Here is a 25,004-nt window from a genome sequence, read left to right as displayed (position 1 = left end):
CTTGTCCTGATTTAAATTTAATCCACTATAATAAATAACAAAAGGTCGTCTGAAACCTTGAAATTGGGTTTCAGACGACCTTTTTACATCAGCCTATTGCTTATTGCACGACATCGCAAGACTTCGCTTTTTCGTGCTTAGGCGCGTTGACGAAATCTTTGCAGTCCGCCAGCAGCTTGGGCAAAAGCGGTTGGAACACGGGATGGCTGCGCAGCTTGCCCGCATAAAACGACATCATGTACGGATAATAATACTGCATCGCCTGCATCCATTTCGCGCCCTCTTCCTTCTTGCCTTGCCGGTAGAGATACAGCGCCACCTGATAAGCGTTGGAATACGGGCGGTAAGACAAGGAATCAATCGCCGCCTTCTCCGCCCAAGGTTTGACCTGCATATCGGTCGGCTCGGCACGGCGGGTCAGGCTGAGGTCGGCATAATAAGCCAGCATCGGGCTGGTTTCAGAAATATGGCGCAAACCGTTAATCTTCCGCCCCGCCATTTCCGTACTTTCATTTTTCGGAATCCGGCTGTAATCGACCAAATCGGTATACGTCCAGCCCATATGCAGCAGCCCGCCGATAATCAGCAGCGTAGCAAGCCCGCCCGCCCAATTGCGGCCGCGCATCCAAGCGAGGTCGTCTGAAACGTCTTCATAACGTGCCGGAGCAAGCGCAAACATCAACACAAACGGCGTCAGGAAATAGATATACCACAATGGGTACTCCAACATACTGTGGCACATACTGACGGCAACCATAGACAGCAGCAGCAGCGAAGCCGGATGGTAAGGACGCACCAGCATCCGCCACAGCCCCGCAAGCATCGTCAGGGCAACCAATACCGTACCGACCAGCCCGACTTCGGAGAGCAGTTGTAAAACAATATTGTGCGAATGGGTAAACAACACGCCTAAGATATTATTCGGGAAATACTGCTGCTCCGCATTAATCCAGAAAGTCTGTTGGGCAAAGCTGTTCCAACCGTGTCCGAACCAAGGTGCGGACAAGAAAGCAGTCCAGGCCTTACGCCATTCAATCTGACGCATCGAGCCTTCAAAACCGCTGTTTCCGGCGCGTTCGACCGCCGTTTCATATTGACCGTTGCCCAGCAGTTCCAAAATCGAACCCATCGCAAATTGAAATACCGCCACCAACGCGACCGTCAGGAAAAATATCCGCACCAGCCTCGCAGAATCCCGTCCCGCACGCCAACGCCACACGGGCAAAATCAACGCCACGCCGGCCACATAGCCCAGAATCGTGCGTGAGTTGACCAAGCCCAAGACAGCCGTCATCAGGAAGACCAACAAAAATCCCAGCCAGCCCGGCATTTTGCGGGTTGACCACAAATAAGCCGCCGCCAAAACACCCCACATCAAATAATGCCCGAGGTGGTTGCGCTGCCCAAGCTGACCGCTGACCTCTTTTCCGCTATACACAATCATGTTGCGCAGGAACCCAAGATCGTACCAGCCCTTAAACTGTATAAACGCAATCGCAGCCTGCAGCAACGTACCAAACAGCAGCGACCACGCGAACACCGTCACAATGCGTTCCTGCCCGTAAGCCGCCACCCAGCCGCGGCAAGCCCATACCGCCAAAGCCAGAATGATAAACGTCCACATCACCATATCGTTCATGCCGACGTAAATCAAATCCATCATCCGCGCCTGCAGCCACCAAAATGCCGCCAAAACCAGCAAACCGACGGCCGCCTTAGGCAGGCGCACGCTCAACAAACCCTTATACGCTGTGACCAACACCAGCATCAGCACACCCAGCAGCGAAGCCGCTTCCAGATAAAAACTCGACAACGGGCCCACGCGGTAGAAGGACAAAAACGGCGCGGCGCATATCCACAAGAAACAGCACCACAAAGGCAACAAACGTCTGTCCCATTCACTCTTAAGGTCGTCTGAAAAACGCATAAACATTATTTTCCCGCCTTTCTCTGCTGCTTCACAAAAGCCAGGCATGCAACAAAAAACACCAAACACGCCGTCAACGATAAAGCGGCACACACCACCTCGGCAGCACCCGCATTAAACAAACGCATCACCGCCTCGGCAAAATAAATCAAAATCAACATAGAACTATACTGGTAAGTATAAACTTTACCCTTCAAAATACCCGACAACGGCAGGCACAAAGGCAAAGCCTTCAGCGCAAGCCACGAACCGCCGCTGCGCAAAGGCGCAATCCACAGCTCCCAAGATAAAGAAAGGATAATCAAGAAAATCAAGCTGCCGCAAGCAGCCAGATAAGGCAAAGAAGATTTATGAGAAGAAGTATTCACGGATAAAGTTCAACAGGCATCGCGCCGAGTGTAAAATGCAGGATTATACCGAAAACCGAAACAGCCGTTGCAGCCCGACCGTTTCAGACGACCCCGGGCTACCGTCAGCATCCGTCGTATTGCTTTTCAAACTGCCCGACGAATCAAAAAGATATCCCGTCAGGCAGCCGAACATCCCGAAAAAATCCCCAAACAGGTTGAACCTTCACGCCTGCCCATAATCCTACTGATTTATTCTTTTGGTTCTCTATGAAAACAAACCATACCCTATTTTTCAAAACCGCAATTCTCCGTTTGTCCGCATTAGGCTTGGCATTCACGCTTGCCGCGTGTGCCGGCGGCCCATCCACCGGCCCCGTACCCGACGGCTACTACCGCGTCAAACCGGGCGACACCCTCAGCCAAATCGCCAAACGCTACGGACAAAACGTCAACACCTTGGCATCATGGAACAATCTGAACAACGCCTCACAAATCGAAGTCGGACAAGTCTTGCGCGTCCGTAAAAACGCCACCAACCGCCCCCGTTCCGGCAGTACCGACATCAGCAGCGCCAGAACCGTCGCCCCCGTCAACCGCCTAACCCTGCAATGGCCGGTCGACAACGGCAAAAATTCCATCATCCGCGGCTACGACAACGCGACCAACAAAGGCATCGACATCGGCGGCACACTCGGACAAAGCGTCAAATCCGCAGCAGCCGGAACCGTCCTCTACGTCGGCGAAGAAGTGCGCGGCTACGGCAAACTGATTCTCATCAGCCACAGCGACTTCTCCATCACCGCCTACGCACATAACGACACCATTCTGGTTCAAAAAGACCAAAAAGTCGCAGCAGGCCAGCCGATTGCCACCATGGGCAATAGCGACACAGACGGCGTCAAACTGCATTTCGAAGTCCGCATGAACGGCAAAGCCGTCGACCCGATGCAGTACCTGCCCGGCTGAGCCACATCCTAATAAAACCCAAACCAAGCCGCAGCCCGATTCCGACAAACGGATTACAGGTCGTCTGAAATGCGAAAACGCTTCTGTTTTAAGAGACAGAAGCGTTTTTTACAATTTGGCATTCTCGAGGAGATGCTGATGTACCTGCTGGCTACGCCTTGCCCAATCCCCCTTACTAACCTTTACAGGGAAGATATCCTCAAAACTCAAAACACAGATCAAATTAAAAAACAACATTATCAATAAGGGTCGTCTGAAACCCTCTATTCAGACGACCCAATTCTATTTATCCCCACCACCCTCAAACAACCATCCATAACGCATTTCCACCATTCATCATCGTTCATTTGTCCTATCTGCCTTTTTGATTTATGTTCAACTGGAAAAGTACACGAATTCGATGCCCATCACGGTAATCTGCCTACCGAGTCAACAACAGCAACCATATAAAAGAGACAATATGACAACCAAGCTATACGAGTCCCTGCAACGGGAAGCCGATTAAATCCTGATGTATGACGAAGACTACAATATCAATGCCCGTTTGGGACTGACCATATTGATCTACTACACGGGCGGCGGTTCGGTAGCGGGACAACGCAAGACGCTGGAAGCTGCCGAACGCTTTTATTCAAAGTACCATGGGTATTTGAAAATGCATTTTTGGACAGACATGCGCCGTTTTGCACGGCTCAATCCGACCGCATTTCAAAACAAAATAGACCGTACCATTAAAAATGCTGAAGCAGGACGCAGATTTTCATGTGTACTGACTTCTGATACGGAATATGGCCAAAGGGCTCCGGAATATCAGTTCAAAACCCTCTCCTCCCACCCAATAGATGAAAATGGATTGTCTTGCCTTCAAATTACCCTGCCTTTGTCCTTTTTATCGACCACTGCCCAACAGCAGGAATTCGAAGATTGGGTGGAATATGTTTGCAAACAGTTTGATATTTTCCACGGCTATGCCGGACTGACCCTTGCCCTCCCTGATTCCTACTATAAATACCAATTTTATGAATATGCTGTTACCAAACGTTATTGGGGGGGTAACACCTGATTCAGATTCACCCATAACCCTCCTTTGGTACGAAGGTATAAAATCTATCAGCTGGTACACACTTGTCGGTAAGGCGTTTCAGAATAAACTGAACAGCACGGAAATCCAAAACGTTTTGAACCATTATCGTGATATTACACTGAAGACTTATAACGGCACCATGGTATTCAAAGCAGGAAAATTCCCCGATTTGGGAGATAAAACCAAACCGTTGCCCGTTAATTACCTGGTAGTGAACAACCTGATGCGGCCGATACTGACGCAAAAGCTGAATGATTCGCTGCATACCGCCTTCGGCAACGGCAAAAACCGCTACTCAGCTTCCCAAGGCTATTACTGGCTGCATCGTTGGGATAATGCCAATTTTGAAAACGAGATTTTTGATCCTCAAGGGACGAAGCAGGAACTGATGCCTGTTTACCGTGAGAGACCGTTGGAAGCACCTTATGCCGGGATGTGGATACCCGACGATCTCGAGAATGCGATAGAACGACATTTTGAAGAAGGAGAAGTTTTTCCTGATAGAGGAGAGTATTACAAGTACCTCCAAAACGGCACAACGGAAATTGGGAAAGGCTATTGTATCTGGCGTTTGGTTAAACGGGACGATGGTGGCAGTGTGCTGCAGGCTTCAGAGTTTTAATGTTCCGATATTGCTGCGCCGACGTTTCAGACGACCCTAGTGGACTGTAGCCGTATAAGTTGTTCAGACTTCCCTAAGCCCTTTTATAGTTGTAAGCTTTGTCAGTAACTGCGCACCGCCGTCGACAGGAGCGATTCGCGATAGAGGTCGTCTGAAACCTGTGATCAGAAAATCTTAAAAACATATTGAAAGCATCTAAATTTTAGGATTCCATATAGGCTATAGCTTACTAATATAACTTTCTCAGCAATTCCAAAAAATTATCCGCCACTATCCCCACTTCTTCATCAATAGAATCAATATTATGATTGAAAAAACGAATTTTTCCGTCCAAAGATAAAATAATACTATCACCTGAAGGGGTATTCGCAATAGGTAACCCGTATTGTTTAAAATCTGGATATATATCAATAATGGAGTTAAGCTTATAGTCAGATTTAAAAGACAAAAAATGGTCTATAACTATATTATTACCCTTTATTCTAACTTTAGATGGAATTCCTCCATTGTGTTTAAGTAAAAATTGAATATAATTTTCATCAATTCGCCAGCCTAAATTATCTTGTAATTGGGCAATCTCATCAGGCTCGGGATTATTTGAATGATGCGCCTTAATTAAATTTTGTAAGGTTTTTTTATCCGGCAAAATTCCGTATTCTCTCATTTGCTGAACGTCAGTTTGACTCAAACCAAATTTTTTAAATTTAATATTCATCTTCAAATTACTCCTATAACCTATTTATTCAAACCATTTAAATTTTATATTTTATTTCTTTATATTATTCACAATAAAACAGGAATAATATGCAAGATATTTTACAGAAAACTTAAAATAGCGATACTATATGTTTGATTTTTTTATTAAAAATCCAATCTCTATAGATGAAATTATAGAATTTCTTGCCTCAGCCTTAGGCTGTTCTTCAAATAAAATTCTAGCAACCACTTTTGAAAAACTTAATGATCCAAGTTTTTCAGAAAATGATTTGAATGAAATATGCTGCCTTTGTATTTATTCTAACGTTAATGGTGATGCTTCTTGGCTTGTGAATTTATATCGGATTTCAGCAATAGATGATGAAATTAGAGATAAAATTATAGCAGTATCTCAACTCAAACATATTGTCTGTTATATCCCTAATGATGACTTTAATGGATATTTATTGACTGGAGAATCGAAAAATCCAATTCAAGTTTATGAAGATGAAGATATAGAAGAGGAAAATACATATCTATTTAACAAACCAATATCAACCTACTGAATATAAAAAAATTTTTGACTCAAGGATTTAAAACCCAAGGTCGTCTGAAAAATATTTCAGACGGCCTTACCTACACAAAACTCCAATGCAATTTACAATATTGCTTCTAAGATACTGATAATAAATTTGAATTTTATACTTCATAAAGCAAGCCAAAATTCCTTTGACGGCTATATTAAACACCCAACCCCATCCATTCCCAAAGACAAAAAAATAAACCCTTACTGTTCTCCAGTAAGGGTTTATTGAAAATCTGGCACGCCCACGGGGATTCGAACCCCGGTTGCCGCCGTGAAAGGGCAGTGTCCTAGGCCTCTAGACGATGGGCGCGTAACCGAGTTGCGAACTATACATAAGCGTTAAAACGCTGTCAACGGGTTTGGGGGTTTTTATGGTCAAATCGGTTTCAGACGACCCTTCTGCGCCTTATCTTTGTATCCGCTTTGCCTGTATAATGCCGCTTTTAATGAAAAGGAAAACAAACCATGTGGTTCAAGCAGATCAGTTTTTATCCGCTCAACAAAGAAAAGCTGCCCGAAGCGGACGTACTTGCCGACAAACTTGCAGAGGCTGAATTTACCCGCTGCCAAGGTTTGGATTGGTCCAGCGAAGGCTTTGCCGCACCGGTTTCGTTCTCTCCCGAACTCGTTTTCCCTGCCGACTTTACTTTGCGCGTCGCCCTGAAAAAAGAAGAAAAAGTCCTGCCTGCCGGCGTCATCCGCGATATTCTGGAAGAGAAGGTGGCGGAAATCCAAAACAATGAAGCCCGCAATGTCGGCCGCAAGGAAAAACAAGAGCTTAAAGAACAGATTACAGACGACCTGCTGCCCCGCGCGTTTACCCGCAGCAGCCGCACTGAAGCGGTGTTCAATACCCGCCACGGCTATCTGCTCGTCAATAACGCGGCTTCCGCCAAAGCGGAAAACATCCTGACCAAGCTGCGCGAAGCCTTGGGCGGTTTGGAAGCCTCGCTGCCGAATACCAAGCAATCGCCCTCTTCCCTGATGACCGAGTGGCTGTTGCAAGGGCATTGCGAAGGCGGTTTTGAATTGGACAGCGATTGCGAACTCAAAGGTGTGGGCGATGTTGTTCCCGTCGTCAAAGTGTCCAAACAAGATTTGACCGCCGATGAAGTGGTCCAACACGTCAAAAACGGTAAAACCGTAACCCAGCTAGGCTTGGTGTGGCGCGAACAAATCGCCTTCATCCTCACGCAAGATTTCACGCTCAAGCGCATCCAATACCTCGACGTATTGCAGGAAGAAGCCGAAAGCAACGGCGACGATGCCGCCAGCCTTGCCTTCGCCTCGCAAATCCTGATGGCGGAATCCGTCAGCACCATGTTGGAAGAGCTGGTTTCCTATTTGGGCGGCTGGCAAGACTAATTTTTCAGACGACCTTTACACGATAAAAGGTCGCCTGAAACCTACCTTCGATGGACAACCTTTATGTTTAAACACCTCGCATTCCTGCCGCTCGCCATTATGCTTGCCCTCCCCGCCTCGGCCGCCGTCCTGACTTCCTATCAGGAACCGGGCTGCACCTACGACGGCGATGTCGGCAAAGACGGCAAACCTGCCGGCAAAGGCACATGGCGCTGCCAAGACGGACGCAGCTACACCGGCGCATTTAAAAACGGCAAATTCGACGGACAAGGCGTTTACACCGTCTCCGCCAACCGCGAAACCTTCATCGAGCCGTTCAATTCCAACAGCACCAAGTTCCGCAACATGGTACTGTCGGGCACGTTCAAAAAAGGCCTGGCACACGGCAAATTCACCGCCTCGCAAAACGGCGAAACCGTCTTCATCATGAAATGCGAAAACGGCATGATTAAAGAAGTGAAACTGCCCAAAACCAAATAACCCCGTCCCGCATTTTCAGACGACCTCTCCGCAGACGCCGTCTGAAAACCGCAAGAAACAAGGAAAACATTATGAGCATCAAGTCCGACAAATGGATACGCCGCATGAGCGAAGAGTTCGGCATGATCGACCCCTTCGAGCCGAACCAAATCAAAGAAGCCAACGGACAGCGCATCATCTCCTACGGCACGTCCAGCTACGGCTACGACATCCGCTGCGCCAACGAATTTAAAATTTTCACCAACATCAACAGTACCATCGTCGATCCCAAAAACTTCGACCCGAAAAACTTCGTCACCGTCGAAGACGACTGCTGCATCATCCCGCCCAACTCCTTCGCACTGGCGCGCACGGTCGAATACTTCCGTATCCCGCGCAACGTCCTGACCGTCTGCTTGGGCAAATCCACCTACGCCCGCTGTGGCATCATCGTCAACGTCACCCCGTTCGAACCGGAATGGGAAGGCTACGTGACCCTCGAGTTTTCCAACACTACCCCTCTGCCCGCCAAAATCTATGCCGGCGAAGGCGTGGCGCAAGTCCTCTTCTTCGAGAGCGACGAAATCTGCGAAACTTCCTACAAAGACCGCAACGGCAAATACATGGGACAAACCGGCGTCACTCTGCCGAAAACCTGATGATGGCAAGCCGCCGCCCGTGTTTTACAGACATTGAGGGGATTAGGAAAAACAAATCTGACGGCATCGGGTTTAGCGTATCCGAATCCGTCCGAGGTCGTCTGAAAACTTAAATCCGGCGTTTCAGACGACCCTTTTCATATCCGCCGCAAAGCCCGTCCCCAAACGCTTCCATTGTGAAAATATCCTTAATTTGGTTTACAATGATGCCATTTCCAAATCTTATCGAGAGAACAAAATGTTAGACATCCAACAGCTCCGCAGCCACACCGCAGCCGTCGCCGAACGTTTGGCGCAGCGCGGTTACGAGTTTGATACCGCACGTTTCAATGCCTTGGAAGAGCAGCGCAAAGCCGTCCAAGTGAAAACCGAAGAACTGCAAGCCTCGCGCAATAGTATTTCCAAACAAATCGGCGCATTGAAAGGACAGGGCAAACATGAAGAGGCGCAGGCGGCAATGGATCAAGTCGCCCAAATCAAAACCGATTTGGAGCAGGCGGCCGCCGATTTGGATGCCGTTCAGAAAGAATTGGACGCATGGTTGTTAAGCATTCCCAACCTGCCGCACGAAAGCGTACCCGTCGGCAAAGACGAAACCGAAAATGTCGAAGTCCGCAAAGTCGGTACGCCGCGCGAATTTGACTTTGAAATCAAAGACCATGTCGATTTGGGCGAACCTTTGGGTTTGGATTTCGAAGGCGGCGCGAAACTGTCCGGCGCGCGCTTTACCGTCATGAAAGGTCAAATCGCCCGCCTGCACCGCGCGCTGGCGCAATTCATGCTCGATACGCACACGCTGAAACACGGCTACACCGAGCATTACACACCCTACATCGTGGACGACACCACCCTGCAAGGCACAGGCCAACTGCCTAAATTTGCAGAAGATTTGTTCCATGTTACCCGCGGCGGCGACGAGAGCAAAAAAACGCAATATCTGATTCCGACCGCCGAAGTGACACTGACGAATACTGTTGCCGACAGCATCGTGGCAGGCAGCGATTTGCCGCTGAAGCTGACCGCCCATTCCCCATGTTTCCGCTCCGAAGCAGGCGCATACGGTAAAGACGTGCGCGGCCTGATTCGACAACACCAATTCGACAAAGTGGAAATGGTGCAAATCGTTCATCCCGAAAAATCATACGAAGCGCTGGAAGAAATGGTCGGCCATGCCGAAAACATCCTGAAGGCTTTGGAACTGCCCTACCGCGTGATTACCCTGTGTACCGGCGACATGGGCTTCGGCGCAACCAAAACCTATGACTTGGAAGTCTGGGTTCCCGCACAAAACACCTACCGCGAAATCTCAAGCTGCTCCAACTGCGAAGATTTCCAAGCCCGCCGCATGAAGGCGCGTTTCAAAGACGAAAACGGCAAAAACCGCTTGGTACATACTTTGAACGGCTCCGGCTTGGCAGTCGGCCGTACTTTGGTCGCGGTTTTGGAAAACCATCAAAACGCCGATGGCAGCATCAATATTCCTGCTGCTTTGCAGCCTTATATGGGCGGCGTAACCAAACTGGAAGTCCAATAAACCGTGTAGCTGCATTCCATCGCCAACACATCAAAAGGTCGTCTGAAACCCTTAAACAAGGTTTCAGACGACCTTTTCGTTATCGGCTGTATCTGCCGAAATCAAAGCAACCATATCGAGCCTAAGCGTCCGAAGCGCGACGGCTCAATGCGTTATTACTGATTGTGCTGGCGGAAATATGCCCATTCTTCGACGACCGTACCGTCCGGCAGATGGCAAAGCGCATATTCGCCGCCGTCTTTGTCTTTTTTCATTTCCAATTTCCCGCCCTGCTTCACGCAAAACTCAGAAGCCGGATTTGCCGCGCCGACTGTCGGCGCTTCTTGTTGGGCGGACGTATTGCAGGCCGCCAAAACCGTAGCGGCGGCAATGCTCAAAACAGCAGGTTTCATCATATTATTTCCTTTCGATATCGTGATTCAGACGACCTCAGCCCGAATTTAAGAGAACGATTCCTCTAAGGTGCTGAAGCACCAAAGTGAATCGGTTCTGTACTATCTGTACTGTCTGCGGCTTTGTCGCCTTGTCCTAATTTAAAGTTAATCCACTATATTTCTTCCAAACAAAAAGGTCGTCTGAAAACGGAAACAGCGTTGCCGCCGCTTTTCAGACGACCTTCAATCGTATTTATCGGTTCGACCCTTTGACCATATCCATCAAAAACAGGCGGCAGTCTAAGTTGCCGTTGTAGAGCGGGATTTTGCGTTTGGGTGAAAGGCGCATGAATTTCGGCATATCGCGGTCGCCGGTAAACATTCCCGCCAGCCAGCCCGCGTAATGCTGTTTCAACCACGCGCCCAACTGCGGATAAAGGGCTTGCAGGGCTTGGACTTCGGCAAGGCGGACGCCGTAAGGCGGATTGGAAATCAAAATACCGCCTTCTCCGTTCGGACGGGTATCCTGCGCGTCTTTGACTTCAAAACGGACAAACGTGTCCACTTCGGCAGCTTGGGCGTTGGCAACGGCGGCGCGGATCATATGGCGGTCGTTGTCGCTGCCTGAAATCGGGGCAGGCGCGGGGCGGATTTGCGTTTCGGCTTCGTGTTGCAGCGTTTTCCAAAGGGCGGCATCGAAATTTTTCAGCTTTTCAAATCCGAAACGGCGCATCAAACCGGGCGCGCGGCGGGTGGCAATCCACGCGGCTTCGATGACGATGGTGCCGCTGCCGCAAAACGGGTCTTGAAAAGGCTGCGTGCCGTCATAGCCCACCAGCAGCAGCAAGCCCGCCGCTAAGTTTTCGCGCATCGGCGCTTCGCCCGTATCTTGGCGGTAGCCGCGTTTGAACAAGGCTTCGCCGGATGTGTCGATGAAAATTTGAATGTCGCGCTCGTCGATAAAGGCATGGATGCGGATGTCGGGGCGGATTTTGCCGACACTGGGGCGCGCGCCGCAAGCGTCGCGGAACACGTCGCACACGGCATCTTTGATTTTCAGCCCGACGAAATCCAAACTTTTGACTTGGGCGCGTTTGCCTTCCACTTTGACTTTGAAGGTTTGTTCCAAGTCGAACCAATCCGTCCAGCGGATATTTTTCGCCGCTTTATAAATGTCTTGCTCGTTGCGGTAGCCGCTTTTGGTCAGGCGCAGCAACACGCGGCTGGCAGTGCGCGAATGCAGGTTGATGCGGTATACCTGCTCCATACCGCCTTTGCACGCGACGCCGCCGTCAACGGCGCGGATGTCTTGGCATTTGAGTTGTTCGAGTTCTTGGGATAAAGGGGCTTCGAGACCGCGCGGGCAGGTAACGAAGAGGGAATAAGTGGTCATGCGAACCTTTCGGATGGGCGGCGTATTCGGATGGCGGATTAAACTTCAATCAGGACAGGCGGAGCCATGCCAAACCCGTTTAAGCTGAACCCGCCATGCCTCTGCCGCGTATTGCTCCGTCGCCGCTTGGAGGGGCGCGCGGATAAAAATGTGATGGGCGTGATTATAAAGGATATAAAGGCAAAAGGTCGTCTGAAAACCCGTTATATTGATTTTCAGACGACCTTTTTAATGGATTCAAACAGAAACGCCGTCAGTCCCCCAACGCCGCCACCATCACCGCTTTAATCGTGTGCATCCGGTTTTCCGCTTGGTCGAACACGATGCTGGCGGGGCTTTCGAATACTTCTTCCGTTACTTCCACGCCGTTTAAGCCGAAGGTTTCGTAAATCCATTCGCCGACTTTGGTTTCGCGGTTGTGGAAGGCGGGCAGGCAGTGCATGAATTTGACCTGCGGATTGCCCGATGCTGCCATCAGCTCGGGAGTAACACGGTAATCTTTCAATAAATCAATGCGTTCCTGCCACGCCTCTTTCGGCTCGCCCATGCTGACCCACACGTCGGTATGGATGAAATCGACGCCTTTGACGGCTTGTTCCGCGTTTTCGGTCAACAATATTTTCCCGCCGGTTTCTTCAGCGACGGCGCGGGCGCGGGCGATGATGTTTTCAGACGGCCACAAGGTTTTCGGTGCGCCGATACGCACGTCCATGCCGAGCTTCGCGCCCAACACCAGCAGCGAATTTGCCATGTTGTAACGCGCGTCGCCGACGTAGGCAAACGCGGTTTGGTTCAAAGGTTTGCCGCTGTGTTCGCGCATGGTCAGCGCGTCGGCAAGCATTTGGGTGGGGTGGAACTCGTTGGTCAGACCGTTGAAAACAGGCACGCCGGCGTATTTCGCCAATTCTTCGACCACGTCCTGCCCGAAGCCGCGATATTCGATGCCGTCGTACATCCTGCCTAAAACGCGGGCTGTGTCTTTGATGCTTTCCTTATGCCCGATTTGGCTGGCGGACGGCTCCAGATAAGTGACCCCCGCCCCTTGGTCGCGCGCGGCGACTTCAAACGCGCAGCGGGTGCGGGTCGATGTTTTTTCAAAAATCAGGGCGATGTTCTTCCCTTTCATCCGCTGCACTTCGTGCCCTGCCTTTTTGGCGGCTTTCAACTCGGCGGCAAGGTCGAGGTAGGCGGTGATTTCTTCGGGCGTGAAGTCCAAAAGTTTCAGGAAATGGCGGTTTTTCAGGTTCATATTCGTATTTCTCCTTTCCGGCAGGTCGGGCATTGATGAGCAATCTGCCGCTGCTCTATTGTAGTCAGGTCGGATTTTCGAATCCGATAATTTCAATCGGCGTTGTCGGATACCAGTATCCGACTTACCTCAAAATCAAAACAAGGTCGTCTGAACTTCGCCGCGCTCCAAAGCAAGCAGCGACTGTTTGCGGTTCAAACCGCCTGCATAGCCGGTCAGCTTGCCGTCGCTGCCGATGACGCGGTGGCAGGGAATCAGGATGGACACTTTGTTCTGCCCGTTGGCGGCGGCAACGGCGCGGACGGCTTTGGGATTGCCCAAACGCTGCGCCTGCTCCTTGTAGCTGCGCGTTTCGCCGTAAGGAATCGCCAGCAACGCATCCCACGCCTGCTTTTGAAATTCGGTACCGATCTGCTCCAAGAGCGTAGCAAAGGTTTTCAGACGACCCTTGAAGTATAAGTCCAATTCCTGCCGCAGAAGTTGCGTTCGCTCATCTTCCCGAAACACAAACCGTCCGCGCAAGGCTTTTTGGACGGCGGTAATTTCCTGCTCCATATGTTTCTGCCCGACAAACTCCAGCAAACACAAGCCTTTGCCACCGAACACCGCCAGCATCTCACCCAAAGGCGTAGCAATGGCGGCGGCGGTCAGTTCGTTCAAGCTGTCAGGATAACGTGCTTCCAGCAGGCGGATGGCTCTGCGGATGCGGACATATTCTTCAGGCGCGCAACCGATACGGTCGATAAAATCCTGCTCGAACTGCTTGGCTTCGTGTTCCGTCAGATTGGGATACGGCATGACTTCACACTCAAAAACTTGGGTTTCGAGCCAATGGCGGATTTCATCCCATTTTGACGGCAGATTGTTTAAGGAAGGCAGGGTAATCATTCGTTTGCTCCGTATCTCTATCATGGATTTGACGGCAAAATCCCCAATTTTCGCCATTCCCGCACGCCGATGCAGGAACGGGCTATGACGTAAATCTTGAGGTTTGGGTTGCGGCAATTCCTAAATATTCGATATTTCTAAAGCCTCAGGGAAAGGAATTAAAGACTTCAGACGACCTGCAAAGGGTCGTCTGAAACCACGATTTTTGCATTTGCGCATTTCGGCACATCATCCAACCGTTTCGGCACATTCCTGCCTCCATTGACAGCCTATAATGAATCCACTTATTCATCAAGCAAAGGAATCATCTATGCAAACCCGCATCCTCTCCGCCGTACTGCTGGCTTTTTCAACCGCTGCCTTTGCCGAGGGCGCATTCACGCTGCAATTCGACAACCCGTCCAAAGACGGCGGCTTCACGCAAAACCAGCTTTTGAGCGCGCCTTACGGCTTTGGCTGTTCGGGCGGCAATGCTTCGCCCGCGCTGTCGTGGAAAAATCCGCCCGCAGGGACAAAAAGTTTCGTCCTGACCGTTTACGATAAAGACGCGCCGACCGGTCTGGGCTGGATGCACTGGGTGGTCGCCGACATTCCCGCCGATGTCCGCCGCCTGCCCGCAGGCATTACCGCGCAAGGCGGCAGGCTGCCCAAAGGCGCGCTGCAAACCCGCACAGACTTCGGCACTCCGGGCTACGGCGGCGCGTGTCCTCCCGAAGGCAGGAAACACCGCTACGAATTCACGCTTACCGCGCTGAAAGTCGCCAAGCTGCCGAACATCACCGCCGAATCCACACCCGCGCTGGTCGGTTTCTTTACTAAGGCAAACAGCTTGGGCGAAGCGAAATTCACGGTCGAACACCGACGCTGACCTGCCCCGTGCGCCGATATGCCGCCGGCTCCGCTTCCGAGCGGACCGCCGATGGTACGCAACCGAACCGCTCTTTGAAGCGCGCGCTGAAACGGGACGGGCAGTCATAGCCGACCGCGCCGGCAATCTGCGCCACCGGCCATTGCGTAACCTGCAATAGCGTCAGCGCGCGCATCATGCGTACATCCGTCAGCAGCGTACGGAAATTCGTTTCCTGCCGCGCCAACCGCCGCCGCAACGCGGCCTCGCTGCAATTAAGCCGCTGCGCCAGCATCGCCGACGACCAGTCCGCAGCCATATCGGCGGTAATCAGTTTGCGGATTTGCCGCATCAGGTTGACGCCTTCGTACACGGCAAAACCGATGCCGTCATGCTGCAACCACGCCAACACGCCGCAAAGCGCGGCCTCCGCCGCATTGTGCGGCACTTCTTCATCCGCCAACACCGCAGCCGCATAATCAAACGCCGCACTCATCCGTCCGGGGTGCGGCAGCTTCACCGCATCGCACACTGCCTGCGCCGTCCCGTATTGTGCGGCAAACCTTTCTATGGCTTCCTGTTCGAAAGCAATCCATTGCGCCTGATAGAGGTCGTCTGAATCAGGAATATTGATGACGTCAAACGTCTGTCCGCCTGCCAACGCGACAACCTCACCCGCCGCAATCCTCAATTCGCGCCCCGCCCACCGCAACTTCTTGCATCCGCGCCGCACGCTAACCACAGTCGGTTCATGTACCGCCACGCTGCGGTACAAGGCGGTATGATGTTGCACGATGCCGCCTAAAGCACCCAATCGTTCACGCGTATGAAAGTAATTTGACGGCACGGTTATATTCCTCAATGTTTCAACACACAGGGCTGCACATAAGGCGCAGCCCTGTTTACCCTGATTTGGAAGGGGTTACTTCCCAAAAAATAAACCAAAATTCTACTGCCCTGAAGGGCAGGGTTTCAACCATATTCCGTCGGCGTGCCTGCAACTTGGCTCCCTCCCCTGTGGGGGAGGGTCGGGGAGAGGGTAAAACGGGGCAGATACAGACAATATTTCCGTTGCCGCCCCAATGCCCTCTCCCTAACCCTCTCCCACGGGAGAGGGAATGGATTGCCGTTCAAATAAATCGCTCTACATAAAAATCAATGCGTTATCTCAAACCCACGTTAGGCCTAATCAAATTATCGGACATCCATATCCGACAGCTCATCTTCTTTTTCAGACGGCCTTTTCAGCCAACAACCGCGCCAATATCCCCTCATACACCGCCGACAGCTTCGGAATATCATCCAGCCGCACGTTTTCGTTGATTTGGTGGATGGTGGCATTGGACGGGCCTAATTCGATGAGTTCTTTCGCAATGGCTTTAATGAAGCGTCCGTCAGAAGTGCCGCCGGTGGTGGACAATTCGGTCTCTACGCCGCAGGTTTCGACGATGGCGGCGCGTGCCACGTCGGTCAGTTTGCCCGCGTGGGTCAGGAAGGGCTGCCCCGAGCACGACCACTGCAAATCGTATTGCACGCCGTGTTTGTCCAAAATGGCGTGAACGCGTTGTTTCAGCCCTGCTTCGGTGGACTCGGTGGAAAAGCGGAAATTGAATTTGACGTTCAGCTCGCCCGGAATCACATTGGTCGCGCCTGTACCGCCGTTGATATTGGAAATTTGAAAGCTGGTTGGTGGGAAGTATTCGTTGCCTTCGTCCCAGACTTCCTGCGTCAGCTCTAACAAGGCTGGGGCAAAAGTATGCACGGGATTGATTGCCAAATGCGGATAGGCAATATGTCCTTGCTTGCCTTTGACGGTCAGGTTGCCCGACAGCGAACCGCGCCGTCCGTTTTTAATCATATCGCCCAATTTGTCCACGGCGGTCGGTTCGCCAACGATGCAGTAGTCGATAAGCTCGTCGCGCGCTTTCAATACATCGACGACTTTGGTCGTACCGTCCAGCGCGTCGCCCTCTTCGTCGGAAGTAATCAGGAGCGCAATGCTGCCTTGGTGGTCTGGATGTTCGGCAACGAAGCGTTCGCAGGCAGTAACGAAGCAGGCGATGCTAGTTTTCATGTCCGCCGCACCGCGCCCGTATAATCTTCCGTCGCGCTCGGTCGGTTCGAACGGGGGAGAATCCCATTTTTCAACAGGGCCCGTCGGCACGACGTCGGTATGCCCTGCAAAACAGACGACGGGAGCTTTCGTGCCGCGTCGCAACCAGATGTTTTTGGTGTCGCCGAAATGGAGTTCTTCAGCCGCAAAACCGATTTTGTGCAGGCGTTCGGCAAGCAGTTTTTGGCAATCTCGGTCGTCAGGGGTAACGGACGGGCGGGAAATCAACGCTTTGGCGAGTTCTAGGGATTGGGTTTCGGTCATTTTGTTCACTTTGGAAATCAGGTCGTCTGAAATGTTCTCAATCTGATTTTCAGACGACCTCCGGGTTAGGTTGGTATGTGGGGCGGGATTCGTACCCGTCAGTTTTCTGAATCATTTGCCGTGACAGGCTTCGTAAAGCGGCAGCAAATCTTCCACCGTTTCAACTATCCATTTTGCTACATCCTGTTTGCCCAAATCGTCGCGTTCGATGTGTTTGCCGATGCAGAAAAAGTCTTCGTCGTTTTGCAATCTTCGGTCGGATTCGCTTTGCTGTGCGACGGTGCGGTAGTCGTCATATTCGCTTTCCGCGCCGTGCCACATATCGAATGCGGCGTATTTTTCGGTATCGAAATCATCCAGCCAGCGGTTGTATTCGGGCAGCGCAATCGGCGACACGTCGGCTTTGTAGCAGTGCCAGTCCAAGCTGACGCTCAGGCGGCGGCGGTTCAATAAAATCGATAAAATCGCGGCGGAGTTTTTGTATTGGGCGTATTTGAAGTAGGCGAAGAAATGGGCGCGAACCTGCCAGCCGTTACACCAGCGTTCGATATGCGGCGGGGCGAAAGGTTCGCCCAAATCCGCAGCGACCTGTTGTATCAGCTGCTGCCATATCTGCCAGTTTTCCTTGTAGTCGGCTTTGATTTGCGGAATGCTCTCGGGCTGGTATTTTTTGAGCTGGGCAAACTGGAAAAACGGGATATTGAACAAATCGCAGCTTTTTGGCGTCAGCATGGTTTGCTTCCTTTTCAGACGACGTGGTTGTGTTACGGGGGATACTGGGGTCGTCTGAAACTCTGTTTTCAAGTTTTCAGACGGCCTTGTTTGAAGAAACGGTAATCTGTAAACGACCTTATCTGCGCCGGCGCGCCGCCATGATTTCGCCGATTTCGGTCAGTTTCTCTTTGGGGATAAACGTTTTGCCCATGTCGAACAAGGGTTCTTCAATCGCCAAATGGACATCGTAACCTGCCACAAAGCGTTTGAACGCTTCCGCATCGGGGATATAGGCGTTGTCTGCTTCGAGTTTGGCAAATTCGACAGCCACGGCATCCCAGTTACCATGCAGGCTCACATGCTGGCGCAAAAGCTCGTCCACGCTTTCTTGGGCTTGCGGCGCGTATTGCAGCAGGAGCGGGAAGAAGTTTTCTTCTTCGTCTTCATGGTGCAGCGGCGCGGCAACGTTGAAATACTGGGCGATTTGGCGGATGGTTTGCAAAACAATCCGATTGCAGCCGTTTTCGGCAATATAGTCCGACAACATGGCGACCTGGCCGCAGAAACGGCGCACTTTGCCGTGGCAGGCGTACAGTATTTCAATCGGTTCGGCAAAGGTAACGCTTTTGGTTTCAAACGGATTCATGTTTGTGTTCTCAATGGGTACTTTTCAGACGACCATTTTATAACAAAACAGCCTGCATAAAGCAGGCTGTCTGTATTTTGAAGCTTGGACGGATTAGTCGACCAAAGTCACTTTGCCGTTCATCAAAGCACCGTGTCCCGGGAAGGTGCAGGCAAATTTGTATTCGCCGCCCGCCAGTTTGGCAGGATCCAGAGTCAGGGAAGCTTCTTCGCCGCCGCCGACCAGTTTGGTGTGGGCAACAACGCGTGCATCGTCAGCTTTCACATAGTCGGTTGCAGCAGCGCCGGCACCGTCTTTGAAAATACCGTCCATGTCTTCGGCTTTACCGATGACGATGTTGTGACCCATGCTTTCTTTAGGTTGGGTACCGGTGTGTTTCAGAGTAACGGTGAATTCTTTACAAGCTTTGCTGACTTGGATTTCTTTAGTGTTGAACTGCATAGCGTCGTTGGCTTCGACAGTAGTCGCGCAGTTGCCGGCGGCAGGTGCTGCGGCAGAGTTGGCTGAAGCCGCGCCGGAAGCAGGAGCATCGGCAGGAGGTGCGCTTTCTGCAGGTGCAGGTGCGGCTTCGGAAGCAGCAGATGCAGTCGGAGCAGAGGCTTCGGCAGGTTTTGAAGCTTCTTGTGAACAAGCGGACAAGCCGATAACGGCAGCGGAAATCAGAGCCAAATAAGCTTTCATGTGTATCTCCTAATGATAGGTGAGAATATGTTAAGTTCTACAAAATAAAACTTGCGAATATATATTAATGAACCTAATTTCAGATTTCATATCCGCAAGCGAAAGAAGGATGAAAATGAAGCTATATTCTGCTACAACAAATCGAACAAATCCAAAATTCAACGGCTATTTTACCTCAGTTTACACAAATGAGAATGGCTACTATTAATGTCGTATTTCTTTAGTATTAGATTTTATCAGTCATACGAAATACTCTTTAACTTTAATTAACAAACAACACAACCATTTCAAACTATCGGCTGTGTTTGCGCACCAACTCCGCCAGCGCGGCAGCCAATTCGGGATGCTTGTCTTCCAATTTTGCCGCTGCCGCATCAAAACTCTCCAATGCCGCCCCGCTCAAATGCAGGCTGTTGACTTTGGGTTGCGCTGGCGGCTTCGGCACGACTTTGACCGCCACATCCCGAATCCCCGCGTTCAAATCCTGAAGCTGCGGCACAAGCGCAGGCAATATCATTTTCAGGCGCGAAGCCGCCATACCGTTTGCCGCCAGCAACACCAGCCTGCCCTCTTCGATGCAGGCGGTTTGAAAGTGCGGGTGCAGGTTTGCCGGCAGGATGCGTTTGACTGCCGCATCCAGCCTGCGCCATTGTTGCGACTGCTGCAACAAACCGGCCAACCGCGCATCCCGCTTGCCCAATTGTTCCAAATTCATATGTTTCAGACGACCTTTTCAAAGTGTACGGTTGTATTATCAAGATTGAAATCCGGTAAAACTGCCTTTATTTCAAACGGCATGACTGCCTTGCCGCGAGGCTTGTGTTAAAATCCCCGTTTCGCCATTATTTTATATCAGGCGCAGGAACTATTTCATGCTGACAAACATTGCTAAGAAAATCTTCGGCAGCCGCAATGACCGGCTGCTCAAACAATACCGTAAATCCGTTGCCAAAATCAACGCACTCGAAGAACAAATGAAAGCCTTGAGCGATGCGGATTTACAGGCTAAAACAGCCGAATTCAAACAACGTCTTGCCAACGGTCAGACTTTGGACGACATTTTGGTCGAAGCCTTCGCCGTCTGTCGCGAAGCGTCCCGCCGCGTACTCGGCATGCGCCACTTCGACGTCCAGCTTATCGGCGGTATGGTGCTGCACGACGGCAAAATCGCCGAAATGCGTACCGGTGAAGGTAAAACCTTGGTCGCCACCCTTGCCGTCTATCTCAACGCCCTGTCCGGCAAAGGCGTGCACGTTGTTACCGTCAACGACTACCTCGCCGCCCGCGACGCAGGCATTATGGAACCGCTCTACAACTTCCTCGGCTTAAACGTCGGCGTCATCGTTGCCGATATGCAGCCGTTTGACCGTCAAAACGCCTATGGCTCTGACATTACCTACGGTACCAACAACGAATTCGGCTTCGACTACCTGCGCGACAACATGGTAACCGACCAATACGACAAAGTTCAGCGCGAATTGAATTTTGCCGTAGTGGACGAAGTGGACTCCATTCTGATCGACGAAGCGCGCACCCCGCTGATTATCTCCGGTCAGGCGGATGACAACATCCAGCTGTACCAAATCATGAACAGCCTTCCCGCGCACCTCATCCGCCAAGAAACCGAAGAAGGCGAAGGCGATTACTGGGTCGATGAAAAAGCACACCAAGTCATCTTGAGCGAAGCGGGTCACGAACACGCCGAGCAAATCCTGATTCAAATGGGTTTGCTGCAGGAAAACGACTCCCTCTACTCCGCCGCCAACATCGCCCTGATGCACCACCTCATGGCAGCATTGCGCGCGCATACGTTATTCCATAAAGACCAACACTACGTCATCCAAGACGGCGAAATCGTCATCGTGGACGAATTTACAGGCCGTCTGATGTCCGGCCGCCGCTGGTCCGAAGGCCTGCACCAAGCCGTCGAAGCCAAAGAAGGCGTGGAAATCAAACGCGAAAACCAAACCCTCGCCTCCATCACCTTCCAAAACTACTTCCGCCTGTACACCAAACTCTCCGGCATGACCGGTACCGCCGATACCGAGGCTTTCGAGTTCCAAAGCATCTACAACCTCGAAACCGTCATCATCCCGACCAACCGCCCCGTACAGCGTAAAGACTTCAACGACCAGATTTTCCGTTCTGCCGAAGAAAAATTCGAAGCCGTCGTCAAAGACATCGAAGAATGCCACAAACGCGGACAACCCGTCCTCGTCGGTACCACCAGCATCGAAAACTCCGAGCTGGTCTCCCGTCTTCTGCAAAAAGCCGGACTGCCGCACAACGTCCTCAACGCTAAAGAACACGAACGCGAAGCCCTGATTGTCGCCCAAGCCGGTAAAGTCGGTGCCATTACCGTCGCCACCAACATGGCGGGCCGCGGTACCGACATCGTCCTCGGCGGCAACCTCAAGCACCAAATCGAAGCCATCCAGTCCAACGAAAACCTGAGCGACGAAGAAAAAGCTGCACAAATCGCCGCCCTTGAAAACGGCTGGCAGGCAGAACACGACCAAGTGGTCGCAGCAGGCGGTCTACACATCATCGGTACCGAACGCCATGAAAGCCGCCGTATCGACAACCAATTGCGCGGACGCGCAGGCCGTCAGGGAGACCCCGGCTCCAGCCGCTTCTATCTCTCATTTGAAGATCCTCTGCTACGCCTCTTCGCGCTCGATCGTGCCGCCGCCATCCTCAACCGCCTTGCGCCGGAACGCGGCGTCGCCATCGAACACGGCATGTTGACCCGTCAAATCGAAGGCGCACAACGCAAAGTCGAAGGCCGCAACTTCGACATGCGCAAACAAGTATTGGAATACGACGACGTTGCCAACGACCAACGTAAAGTCATCTACCACCAACGCAACGAAATCCTCAACAGCAAAGACGTCAGCGACCTGACTAAAGGTATCCGCGAAGAAGTCATCAGCGATTTGGTCGATTTGTACATACCGCCCGACAGCATGGAAGAGCAATGGGACATCCCCGCACTCGAAAGCCAGCTTGCCGCCGAATTCCGCCTGTACGAAGACATCCAAGCATGGCTCAAAGCAGACACCACTTTGGACAATCAGGACATTAAAGAGCGCCTGATTAAACGCGTGGAAGAAGAATACGCGGCCAAAGTCGAGCTGGTCGGTAAAAAACCGATGGTGGATTTCGAACGCAACGTCATGCTGCAAGTCATCGACCTGCAATGGCGCGAACACCTTGCCGCCATGGACTACCTGCGCCAAGGCATCCACCTGCGCAGCTATGCACAGAAAAATCCGAAACAGGAATACAAACGCGAAGCCTTCGCCATGTTTGAAAACCTGTGGCGCGGCATCAAGCATCAAACCGCCGCCCTCTTGACCTCCGTCCAAATCGAGCGCAACACCGATGTAGAAGAAATTGCCGAACCCGCACCCGTCGGCATCCAAACCATCCACTCCGAAGCGCCCGACATGGAAGAACTGCTCGGACAATCCCAAACCAATTTGGTTACCGAAGCGTTCGATCCCGACGGAACGGATTTCAGCCCCGAAGCACTTGCCGCCCAAGGCCAAGTCGTCCACCGCAACGACCCCTGCCCTTGCGGCAGCGGCCTGAAATACAAACAATGCCACGGCAAACTGAGCTGATGACAGCTTAAACAAAAGGTCGTCTGAAACCTCGAAAGGTTTTCAGACGACCTTTTTCATCACCCAAGTTACAGAACCGCGCCGCCATAAAAAAATACCATCGTTATTAAATTGTCAGGCGGTCACGATACGGTATAATCCCTAAATCTGCTTCGTACAGCATCATCGAACGCTTATGGACAATACGCAAAACCCTCAAAACCTGCAACGCAATTCATTGCGCCGCAACAGTATCTACCTGCTGCCCAACTCCTTCACCATCGCCGCCCTGTTCTGCGCCTTCTTCGCCATCACCCAATCCATGCACAAGCACTTTGAAATAGCGGCGATCGCAGTATTCCTCTCCATGCTGCTCGACGGCATGGACGGGCGCGTGGCGCGGCTGACCAACAGCCAAAGCGCATTCGGCGAACAGCTCGACAGCCTTGCCGACATGGTCAGTTTCGGCGTTGCACCTGCATTGATTATTTACAAATGGCAACTTTCGCAGTTCGGCAAAATCGGTTATTCCGTCGCCTTCATCTACTGCGCCTGCGCCGCCCTGCGCCTCGCCCTCTTCAACACGCTTATCGGCAAAGTCGATAAACGCTGGTTTATCGGCGTCCCCAGCCCGACCGCCGCCGCGTTGATTGTCGGTCTGATTTGGGTCAACCACAGCGTCGAACGCTTCCCCGGCGTACATTGGTGGGCATTGGGCATCACGCTTTTCGCCGGCATTTCCATGATTGTCCAAATCCCGTTTTGGAGCTTTAAAGAAATCAACATCCGCCGCCAAGTCCCGTTTATGGGCATGGTACTCGCCGTATTGATCCTCCTCTTAATCACATGGAAGCCCGCCCTCGTCTTATTCCTCTTCTTCTTGGGGTACAGTCTCTCCGGCTACATTATGGCGGCACGGCGTTGGCTGAAAAAACGCCGCAGGAACAAAAAGGTCGTCTGAAAAATGTGGACTTGGGATATTATCCTCGCCCTGCTCGCCGTCGGAAGCGCGGCGGGCTTTATTGCAGGATTGTTCGGCGTAGGCGGCGGTACGCTGGTTGTCCCCGTCGTCTTGTGGACACTGCAATTGCAAGGCATCAGCAGCCATCCCTACGCCCAACATCTCGCCATCGGCACATCCTTCGCCGTAATGGTGTTCACCACCTTCTCCAGCATGTACGCGCAGCACAAAAAAAGCGCCATCGACTGGCAGACTGTCCGCCGTATGACCCCTTCCATGATATTCGGCGTACTAATCGGCGCGGTAACCGCCAAATACATGCCTACCCGCGCCCTGCAAATCTTCTTCATCTCATTCCTAACCCTTGTCGCCCTCAAAACTCTGACCGACTCCAAACCCAAAGCCTCGCGCCACCTGCCCGCCCTGCCTGGTCTGAGCGCAGTCGGTACATTGTTCGGCGCAGCTTCAAGCTGGGTCGGCATCGGCGGCGGCTCGCTGTCCGTCCCCTTCCTGATGTATTGCAACTTTCCTGCCCACCACGCCATCGGCACATCTTCCGGCCTTGCCTGGCCGATTGCGCTCGCCGGCACAATCGGCTATCTCGTTACCGGCTGGAACGTTCCCGACCTGCCCCACGGCTCCGGCGGCTTTCTCTATCTGCCCGCCGTCGCCATCCTCAGCATCGCCACCATGATTTTCGCCCCAATCGGCGTCAAAGCCGCGCACAAACTCCCCGCCCGCCAGCTCAAAATCTCCTTCGGCATCATGCTGCTGCTGATTGCCGTCAAAATGGCTTGGAACCTTATGCGTTAACCATGCTGGCAAATACCGTATAACAAAATTACCTCCCCCTTTGGCATCATGAATCTTCTAAAAACCGTTTAATCTTTCCCAAAGGCAAGCCTCTGACCGTTTATTCGCCTGCAACGGCAAACATTCATCAGAATGCCACTCAACACAAAAGGTCGTCTGAAACCCGAATCTGGATTTGAACTGCACCCCAAAAGTTGGACATCCCCTC

Annotated in this window: 25 protein-coding genes and 1 tRNA gene; 12 read left to right on the top strand and 14 right to left on the bottom strand. The window is 51.8% G+C overall.

Annotated features, from left to right (window positions below; translation table 11 throughout):
- Positions 1-100: 100 nt before the first annotated feature.
- Both HMPREF2726_RS07255 and HMPREF2726_RS07250 read right to left on the bottom strand, forming a co-directional pair.
- Positions 101-1,933 carry a PglL family O-oligosaccharyltransferase gene (locus HMPREF2726_RS07255; protein WP_070602821.1) on the bottom strand — a complete coding sequence of 611 codons (1,833 nt, stop codon included), beginning with the start codon at positions 1,931-1,933 and terminating at the stop codon, positions 101-103.
- Positions 1,933-2,295, bottom strand: coding sequence for a DUF2069 domain-containing protein (locus tag HMPREF2726_RS07250; RefSeq protein ID WP_049223187.1), 363 nt, complete (start codon positions 2,293-2,295; stop codon positions 1,933-1,935). The genes HMPREF2726_RS07255 and HMPREF2726_RS07250 overlap by 1 nt, the downstream gene beginning before the upstream one ends.
- A gap of 249 nt (positions 2,296-2,544) precedes the next feature.
- On the opposite strand from HMPREF2726_RS07250, the gene HMPREF2726_RS07245 reads away from it, so the two are divergent.
- From HMPREF2726_RS07245 to HMPREF2726_RS07235, 3 genes are all read left to right on the top strand, one after another.
- Positions 2,545-3,243 carry a murein hydrolase activator EnvC family protein gene (locus tag HMPREF2726_RS07245; RefSeq protein WP_009312383.1) on the top strand — a complete coding sequence of 233 codons (699 nt, stop codon included), beginning with the start codon at positions 2,545-2,547 and terminating at the stop codon, positions 3,241-3,243.
- A 511-nt stretch (positions 3,244-3,754) separates the two neighbouring features.
- Positions 3,755-4,306, top strand: a complete 552-nt coding sequence (locus tag HMPREF2726_RS14800; RefSeq protein WP_009312385.1) for a type VI immunity family protein — start codon at positions 3,755-3,757, stop codon at positions 4,304-4,306.
- Positions 4,263-4,949: a type VI immunity family protein gene (locus tag HMPREF2726_RS07235; protein WP_009312386.1), complete on the top strand. Its 687-nt coding sequence runs from the start codon at positions 4,263-4,265 to the stop codon at positions 4,947-4,949. Before HMPREF2726_RS14800 ends, HMPREF2726_RS07235 begins: the two co-directional genes overlap by 44 nt.
- Positions 4,950-5,178: 229 nt before the next feature.
- On the opposite strand, the gene HMPREF2726_RS07230 is transcribed toward HMPREF2726_RS07235, so the two are convergent.
- Positions 5,179-5,664: an SMI1/KNR4 family protein gene (locus HMPREF2726_RS07230; RefSeq protein WP_009312387.1), complete on the bottom strand. Its 486-nt coding sequence runs from the start codon at positions 5,662-5,664 to the stop codon at positions 5,179-5,181.
- 130 nt (positions 5,665-5,794) lie between these two features.
- Here HMPREF2726_RS07230 and HMPREF2726_RS07225 point away from each other — a divergent pair, with 130 nt between their 5' ends.
- Positions 5,795-6,211: a hypothetical protein gene (locus HMPREF2726_RS07225; protein ID WP_036529489.1), complete on the top strand. Its 417-nt coding sequence runs from the start codon at positions 5,795-5,797 to the stop codon at positions 6,209-6,211.
- Positions 6,212-6,465: 254 nt separating this feature from the next.
- Here HMPREF2726_RS07225 and HMPREF2726_RS07220 read toward each other — a convergent pair.
- Positions 6,466-6,541, bottom strand: a tRNA-Glu gene (locus tag HMPREF2726_RS07220).
- A gap of 155 nt (positions 6,542-6,696) precedes the next feature.
- Here HMPREF2726_RS07220 and rdgC point away from each other — a divergent pair.
- The 4 genes from rdgC (at position 6,697) to serS (ending at position 10,248) form a co-directional block, all read left to right on the top strand.
- On the top strand, positions 6,697-7,596 hold the full coding sequence (gene rdgC / locus HMPREF2726_RS07215; RefSeq protein ID WP_009312388.1) for a recombination-associated protein RdgC: 900 nt from the start codon (positions 6,697-6,699) through the stop codon (positions 7,594-7,596).
- A 63-nt stretch (positions 7,597-7,659) separates the two neighbouring features.
- Complete coding sequence (locus HMPREF2726_RS07210; RefSeq protein ID WP_003776943.1) at positions 7,660-8,076, top strand: MORN repeat-containing protein; 417 nt, start codon at positions 7,660-7,662, stop codon at positions 8,074-8,076.
- A 71-nt stretch (positions 8,077-8,147) separates the two neighbouring features.
- Positions 8,148-8,714: a dCTP deaminase gene (dcd, locus tag HMPREF2726_RS07205; RefSeq protein WP_003741335.1), complete on the top strand. Its 567-nt coding sequence runs from the start codon at positions 8,148-8,150 to the stop codon at positions 8,712-8,714.
- A 238-nt stretch (positions 8,715-8,952) separates the two neighbouring features.
- A complete protein-coding gene (gene serS, locus HMPREF2726_RS07200; RefSeq protein ID WP_009312389.1) occupies positions 8,953-10,248 on the top strand; it encodes a serine--tRNA ligase in 1,296 nt (431 codons plus the stop codon).
- Between the two features lie 155 nt (positions 10,249-10,403).
- Here the strand turns inward: serS and HMPREF2726_RS07195 are convergent, their stop codons facing one another.
- The 4 genes from HMPREF2726_RS07195 to HMPREF2726_RS07180 all read right to left on the bottom strand — a co-directional run bounded on the left by HMPREF2726_RS07195 (position 10,404) and on the right by HMPREF2726_RS07180 (position 14,209).
- The gene (locus HMPREF2726_RS07195) at positions 10,404-10,643 is read right to left on the bottom strand and encodes a putative hemolysin (protein ID WP_070512869.1); all 240 of its coding nucleotides are present in this window, start codon (positions 10,641-10,643) and stop codon (positions 10,404-10,406) included.
- 232 nt (positions 10,644-10,875) lie between these two features.
- Entirely contained in the window at positions 10,876-12,015 is a 1,140-nt protein-coding gene (locus HMPREF2726_RS07190) for a THUMP domain-containing class I SAM-dependent RNA methyltransferase (protein WP_070602819.1), read from the bottom strand.
- A 253-nt stretch (positions 12,016-12,268) separates the two neighbouring features.
- Complete coding sequence (locus HMPREF2726_RS07185) at positions 12,269-13,264, bottom strand: ornithine carbamoyltransferase (RefSeq protein ID WP_009312392.1); 996 nt, start codon at positions 13,262-13,264, stop codon at positions 12,269-12,271.
- Positions 13,265-13,399: 135 nt separating this feature from the next.
- On the bottom strand, positions 13,400-14,209 hold the full coding sequence (locus HMPREF2726_RS07180) for a methylated-DNA--[protein]-cysteine S-methyltransferase (RefSeq protein ID WP_094113243.1): 810 nt from the start codon (positions 14,207-14,209) through the stop codon (positions 13,400-13,402).
- A 253-nt stretch (positions 14,210-14,462) separates the two neighbouring features.
- Between HMPREF2726_RS07180 and HMPREF2726_RS07175 the strand changes: the two genes are divergently transcribed.
- Positions 14,463-15,020: a YbhB/YbcL family Raf kinase inhibitor-like protein gene (locus tag HMPREF2726_RS07175; protein WP_009173847.1), complete on the top strand. Its 558-nt coding sequence runs from the start codon at positions 14,463-14,465 to the stop codon at positions 15,018-15,020.
- On the opposite strand, the gene HMPREF2726_RS07170 is transcribed toward HMPREF2726_RS07175, so the two are convergent.
- From HMPREF2726_RS07170 to HMPREF2726_RS07145, 6 genes are all read right to left on the bottom strand, one after another.
- Positions 14,998-15,813, bottom strand: coding sequence for a helix-turn-helix transcriptional regulator (locus HMPREF2726_RS07170; protein WP_210399688.1), 816 nt, complete (start codon positions 15,811-15,813; stop codon positions 14,998-15,000). The two genes, HMPREF2726_RS07175 and HMPREF2726_RS07170, sit on opposite strands and share 23 nt — an antisense overlap.
- 417 nt (positions 15,814-16,230) lie before the next feature.
- The gene (gene dapE / locus HMPREF2726_RS07165) at positions 16,231-17,376 is read right to left on the bottom strand and encodes a succinyl-diaminopimelate desuccinylase (protein ID WP_070602813.1); all 1,146 of its coding nucleotides are present in this window, start codon (positions 17,374-17,376) and stop codon (positions 16,231-16,233) included.
- A 111-nt stretch (positions 17,377-17,487) separates the two neighbouring features.
- Positions 17,488-18,108 (bottom strand): HI_0552 family protein, encoded by a 621-nt coding sequence (locus HMPREF2726_RS07160; protein ID WP_003776923.1) that lies wholly within the window; start codon positions 18,106-18,108, stop codon positions 17,488-17,490.
- Between the two features lie 118 nt (positions 18,109-18,226).
- Positions 18,227-18,736: a hemerythrin domain-containing protein gene (locus HMPREF2726_RS07155; protein ID WP_009312399.1), complete on the bottom strand. Its 510-nt coding sequence runs from the start codon at positions 18,734-18,736 to the stop codon at positions 18,227-18,229.
- Between the two features lie 93 nt (positions 18,737-18,829).
- Positions 18,830-19,417 (bottom strand): azurin, encoded by a 588-nt coding sequence (azu, locus tag HMPREF2726_RS07150; protein WP_003776920.1) that lies wholly within the window; start codon positions 19,415-19,417, stop codon positions 18,830-18,832.
- A 292-nt stretch (positions 19,418-19,709) separates the two neighbouring features.
- Positions 19,710-20,132: a DciA family protein gene (locus HMPREF2726_RS07145; protein WP_003776918.1), complete on the bottom strand. Its 423-nt coding sequence runs from the start codon at positions 20,130-20,132 to the stop codon at positions 19,710-19,712.
- Positions 20,133-20,289: 157 nt separating this feature from the next.
- Here HMPREF2726_RS07145 and secA point away from each other — a divergent pair, with 157 nt between their 5' ends.
- From secA to HMPREF2726_RS07130, 3 genes are all read left to right on the top strand, one after another.
- Entirely contained in the window at positions 20,290-23,043 is a 2,754-nt protein-coding gene (gene secA, locus HMPREF2726_RS07140) for a preprotein translocase subunit SecA (protein WP_070602811.1), read from the top strand.
- A 175-nt stretch (positions 23,044-23,218) separates the two neighbouring features.
- On the top strand, positions 23,219-23,983 hold the full coding sequence (gene pssA / locus HMPREF2726_RS07135; protein WP_070512840.1) for a CDP-diacylglycerol--serine O-phosphatidyltransferase: 765 nt from the start codon (positions 23,219-23,221) through the stop codon (positions 23,981-23,983).
- A 3-nt stretch (positions 23,984-23,986) separates the two neighbouring features.
- A complete protein-coding gene (locus HMPREF2726_RS07130) occupies positions 23,987-24,796 on the top strand; it encodes a sulfite exporter TauE/SafE family protein (protein WP_070602809.1) in 810 nt (269 codons plus the stop codon).
- The last annotated feature ends 208 nt before the right edge of the window (positions 24,797-25,004 follow it).

Origin of the sequence: Neisseria sp. HMSC074B07 (genome assembly GCF_001810355.1) — a bacterium.
Lineage (GTDB): Bacteria > Pseudomonadota > Gammaproteobacteria > Burkholderiales > Neisseriaceae > Neisseria.
The sequence above is the reverse complement of the archived record's forward strand: the minus strand, read 5'-3'. Positions and strand labels throughout refer to the sequence as shown.

Excerpts from the sequence above, each read along its gene's own strand:
- rdgC (WP_009312388.1), top strand. The coding sequence starts at position 6,697 with ATGTGGTTCAAGCAGATCAGTTTTTATCCGCTCAACAAAGAAAAGCTG.
- dapE (WP_070602813.1), bottom strand. The coding sequence starts at position 17,376 with ATGACCGAAACCCAATCCCTAGAACTCGCCAAAGCGTTGATTTCCCGC.
- HMPREF2726_RS07210 (WP_003776943.1), top strand. The coding sequence starts at position 7,660 with ATGTTTAAACACCTCGCATTCCTGCCGCTCGCCATTATGCTTGCCCTC.
- HMPREF2726_RS07195 (WP_070512869.1), bottom strand. The coding sequence starts at position 10,643 with ATGATGAAACCTGCTGTTTTGAGCATTGCCGCCGCTACGGTTTTGGCG.
- HMPREF2726_RS07230 (WP_009312387.1), bottom strand. The coding sequence starts at position 5,664 with ATGAATATTAAATTTAAAAAATTTGGTTTGAGTCAAACTGACGTTCAG.
- HMPREF2726_RS07160 (WP_003776923.1), bottom strand. The coding sequence starts at position 18,108 with ATGCTGACGCCAAAAAGCTGCGATTTGTTCAATATCCCGTTTTTCCAG.
- HMPREF2726_RS07245 (WP_009312383.1), top strand. The coding sequence starts at position 2,545 with ATGAAAACAAACCATACCCTATTTTTCAAAACCGCAATTCTCCGTTTG.
- HMPREF2726_RS07255 (WP_070602821.1), bottom strand. The coding sequence starts at position 1,933 with ATGTTTATGCGTTTTTCAGACGACCTTAAGAGTGAATGGGACAGACGT.
- HMPREF2726_RS14800 (WP_009312385.1), top strand. The coding sequence starts at position 3,755 with ATGTATGACGAAGACTACAATATCAATGCCCGTTTGGGACTGACCATA.
- HMPREF2726_RS07190 (WP_070602819.1), bottom strand. The coding sequence starts at position 12,015 with ATGACCACTTATTCCCTCTTCGTTACCTGCCCGCGCGGTCTCGAAGCC.
- HMPREF2726_RS07235 (WP_009312386.1), top strand. The coding sequence starts at position 4,263 with ATGAATATGCTGTTACCAAACGTTATTGGGGGGGTAACACCTGATTCA.
- HMPREF2726_RS07225 (WP_036529489.1), top strand. The coding sequence starts at position 5,795 with ATGTTTGATTTTTTTATTAAAAATCCAATCTCTATAGATGAAATTATA.
- serS (WP_009312389.1), top strand. The coding sequence starts at position 8,953 with ATGTTAGACATCCAACAGCTCCGCAGCCACACCGCAGCCGTCGCCGAA.
- dcd (WP_003741335.1), top strand. The coding sequence starts at position 8,148 with ATGAGCATCAAGTCCGACAAATGGATACGCCGCATGAGCGAAGAGTTC.
- secA (WP_070602811.1), top strand. The coding sequence starts at position 20,290 with ATGCTGACAAACATTGCTAAGAAAATCTTCGGCAGCCGCAATGACCGG.
- HMPREF2726_RS07175 (WP_009173847.1), top strand. The coding sequence starts at position 14,463 with ATGCAAACCCGCATCCTCTCCGCCGTACTGCTGGCTTTTTCAACCGCT.
- HMPREF2726_RS07145 (WP_003776918.1), bottom strand. The coding sequence starts at position 20,132 with ATGAATTTGGAACAATTGGGCAAGCGGGATGCGCGGTTGGCCGGTTTG.
- pssA (WP_070512840.1), top strand. The coding sequence starts at position 23,219 with ATGGACAATACGCAAAACCCTCAAAACCTGCAACGCAATTCATTGCGC.
- azu (WP_003776920.1), bottom strand. The coding sequence starts at position 19,417 with ATGAAAGCTTATTTGGCTCTGATTTCCGCTGCCGTTATCGGCTTGTCC.
- HMPREF2726_RS07130 (WP_070602809.1), top strand. The coding sequence starts at position 23,987 with ATGTGGACTTGGGATATTATCCTCGCCCTGCTCGCCGTCGGAAGCGCG.
- HMPREF2726_RS07180 (WP_094113243.1), bottom strand. The coding sequence starts at position 14,209 with ATGGCGAAAATTGGGGATTTTGCCGTCAAATCCATGATAGAGATACGG.
- HMPREF2726_RS07185 (WP_009312392.1), bottom strand. The coding sequence starts at position 13,264 with ATGAACCTGAAAAACCGCCATTTCCTGAAACTTTTGGACTTCACGCCC.
- HMPREF2726_RS07155 (WP_009312399.1), bottom strand. The coding sequence starts at position 18,736 with ATGAATCCGTTTGAAACCAAAAGCGTTACCTTTGCCGAACCGATTGAA.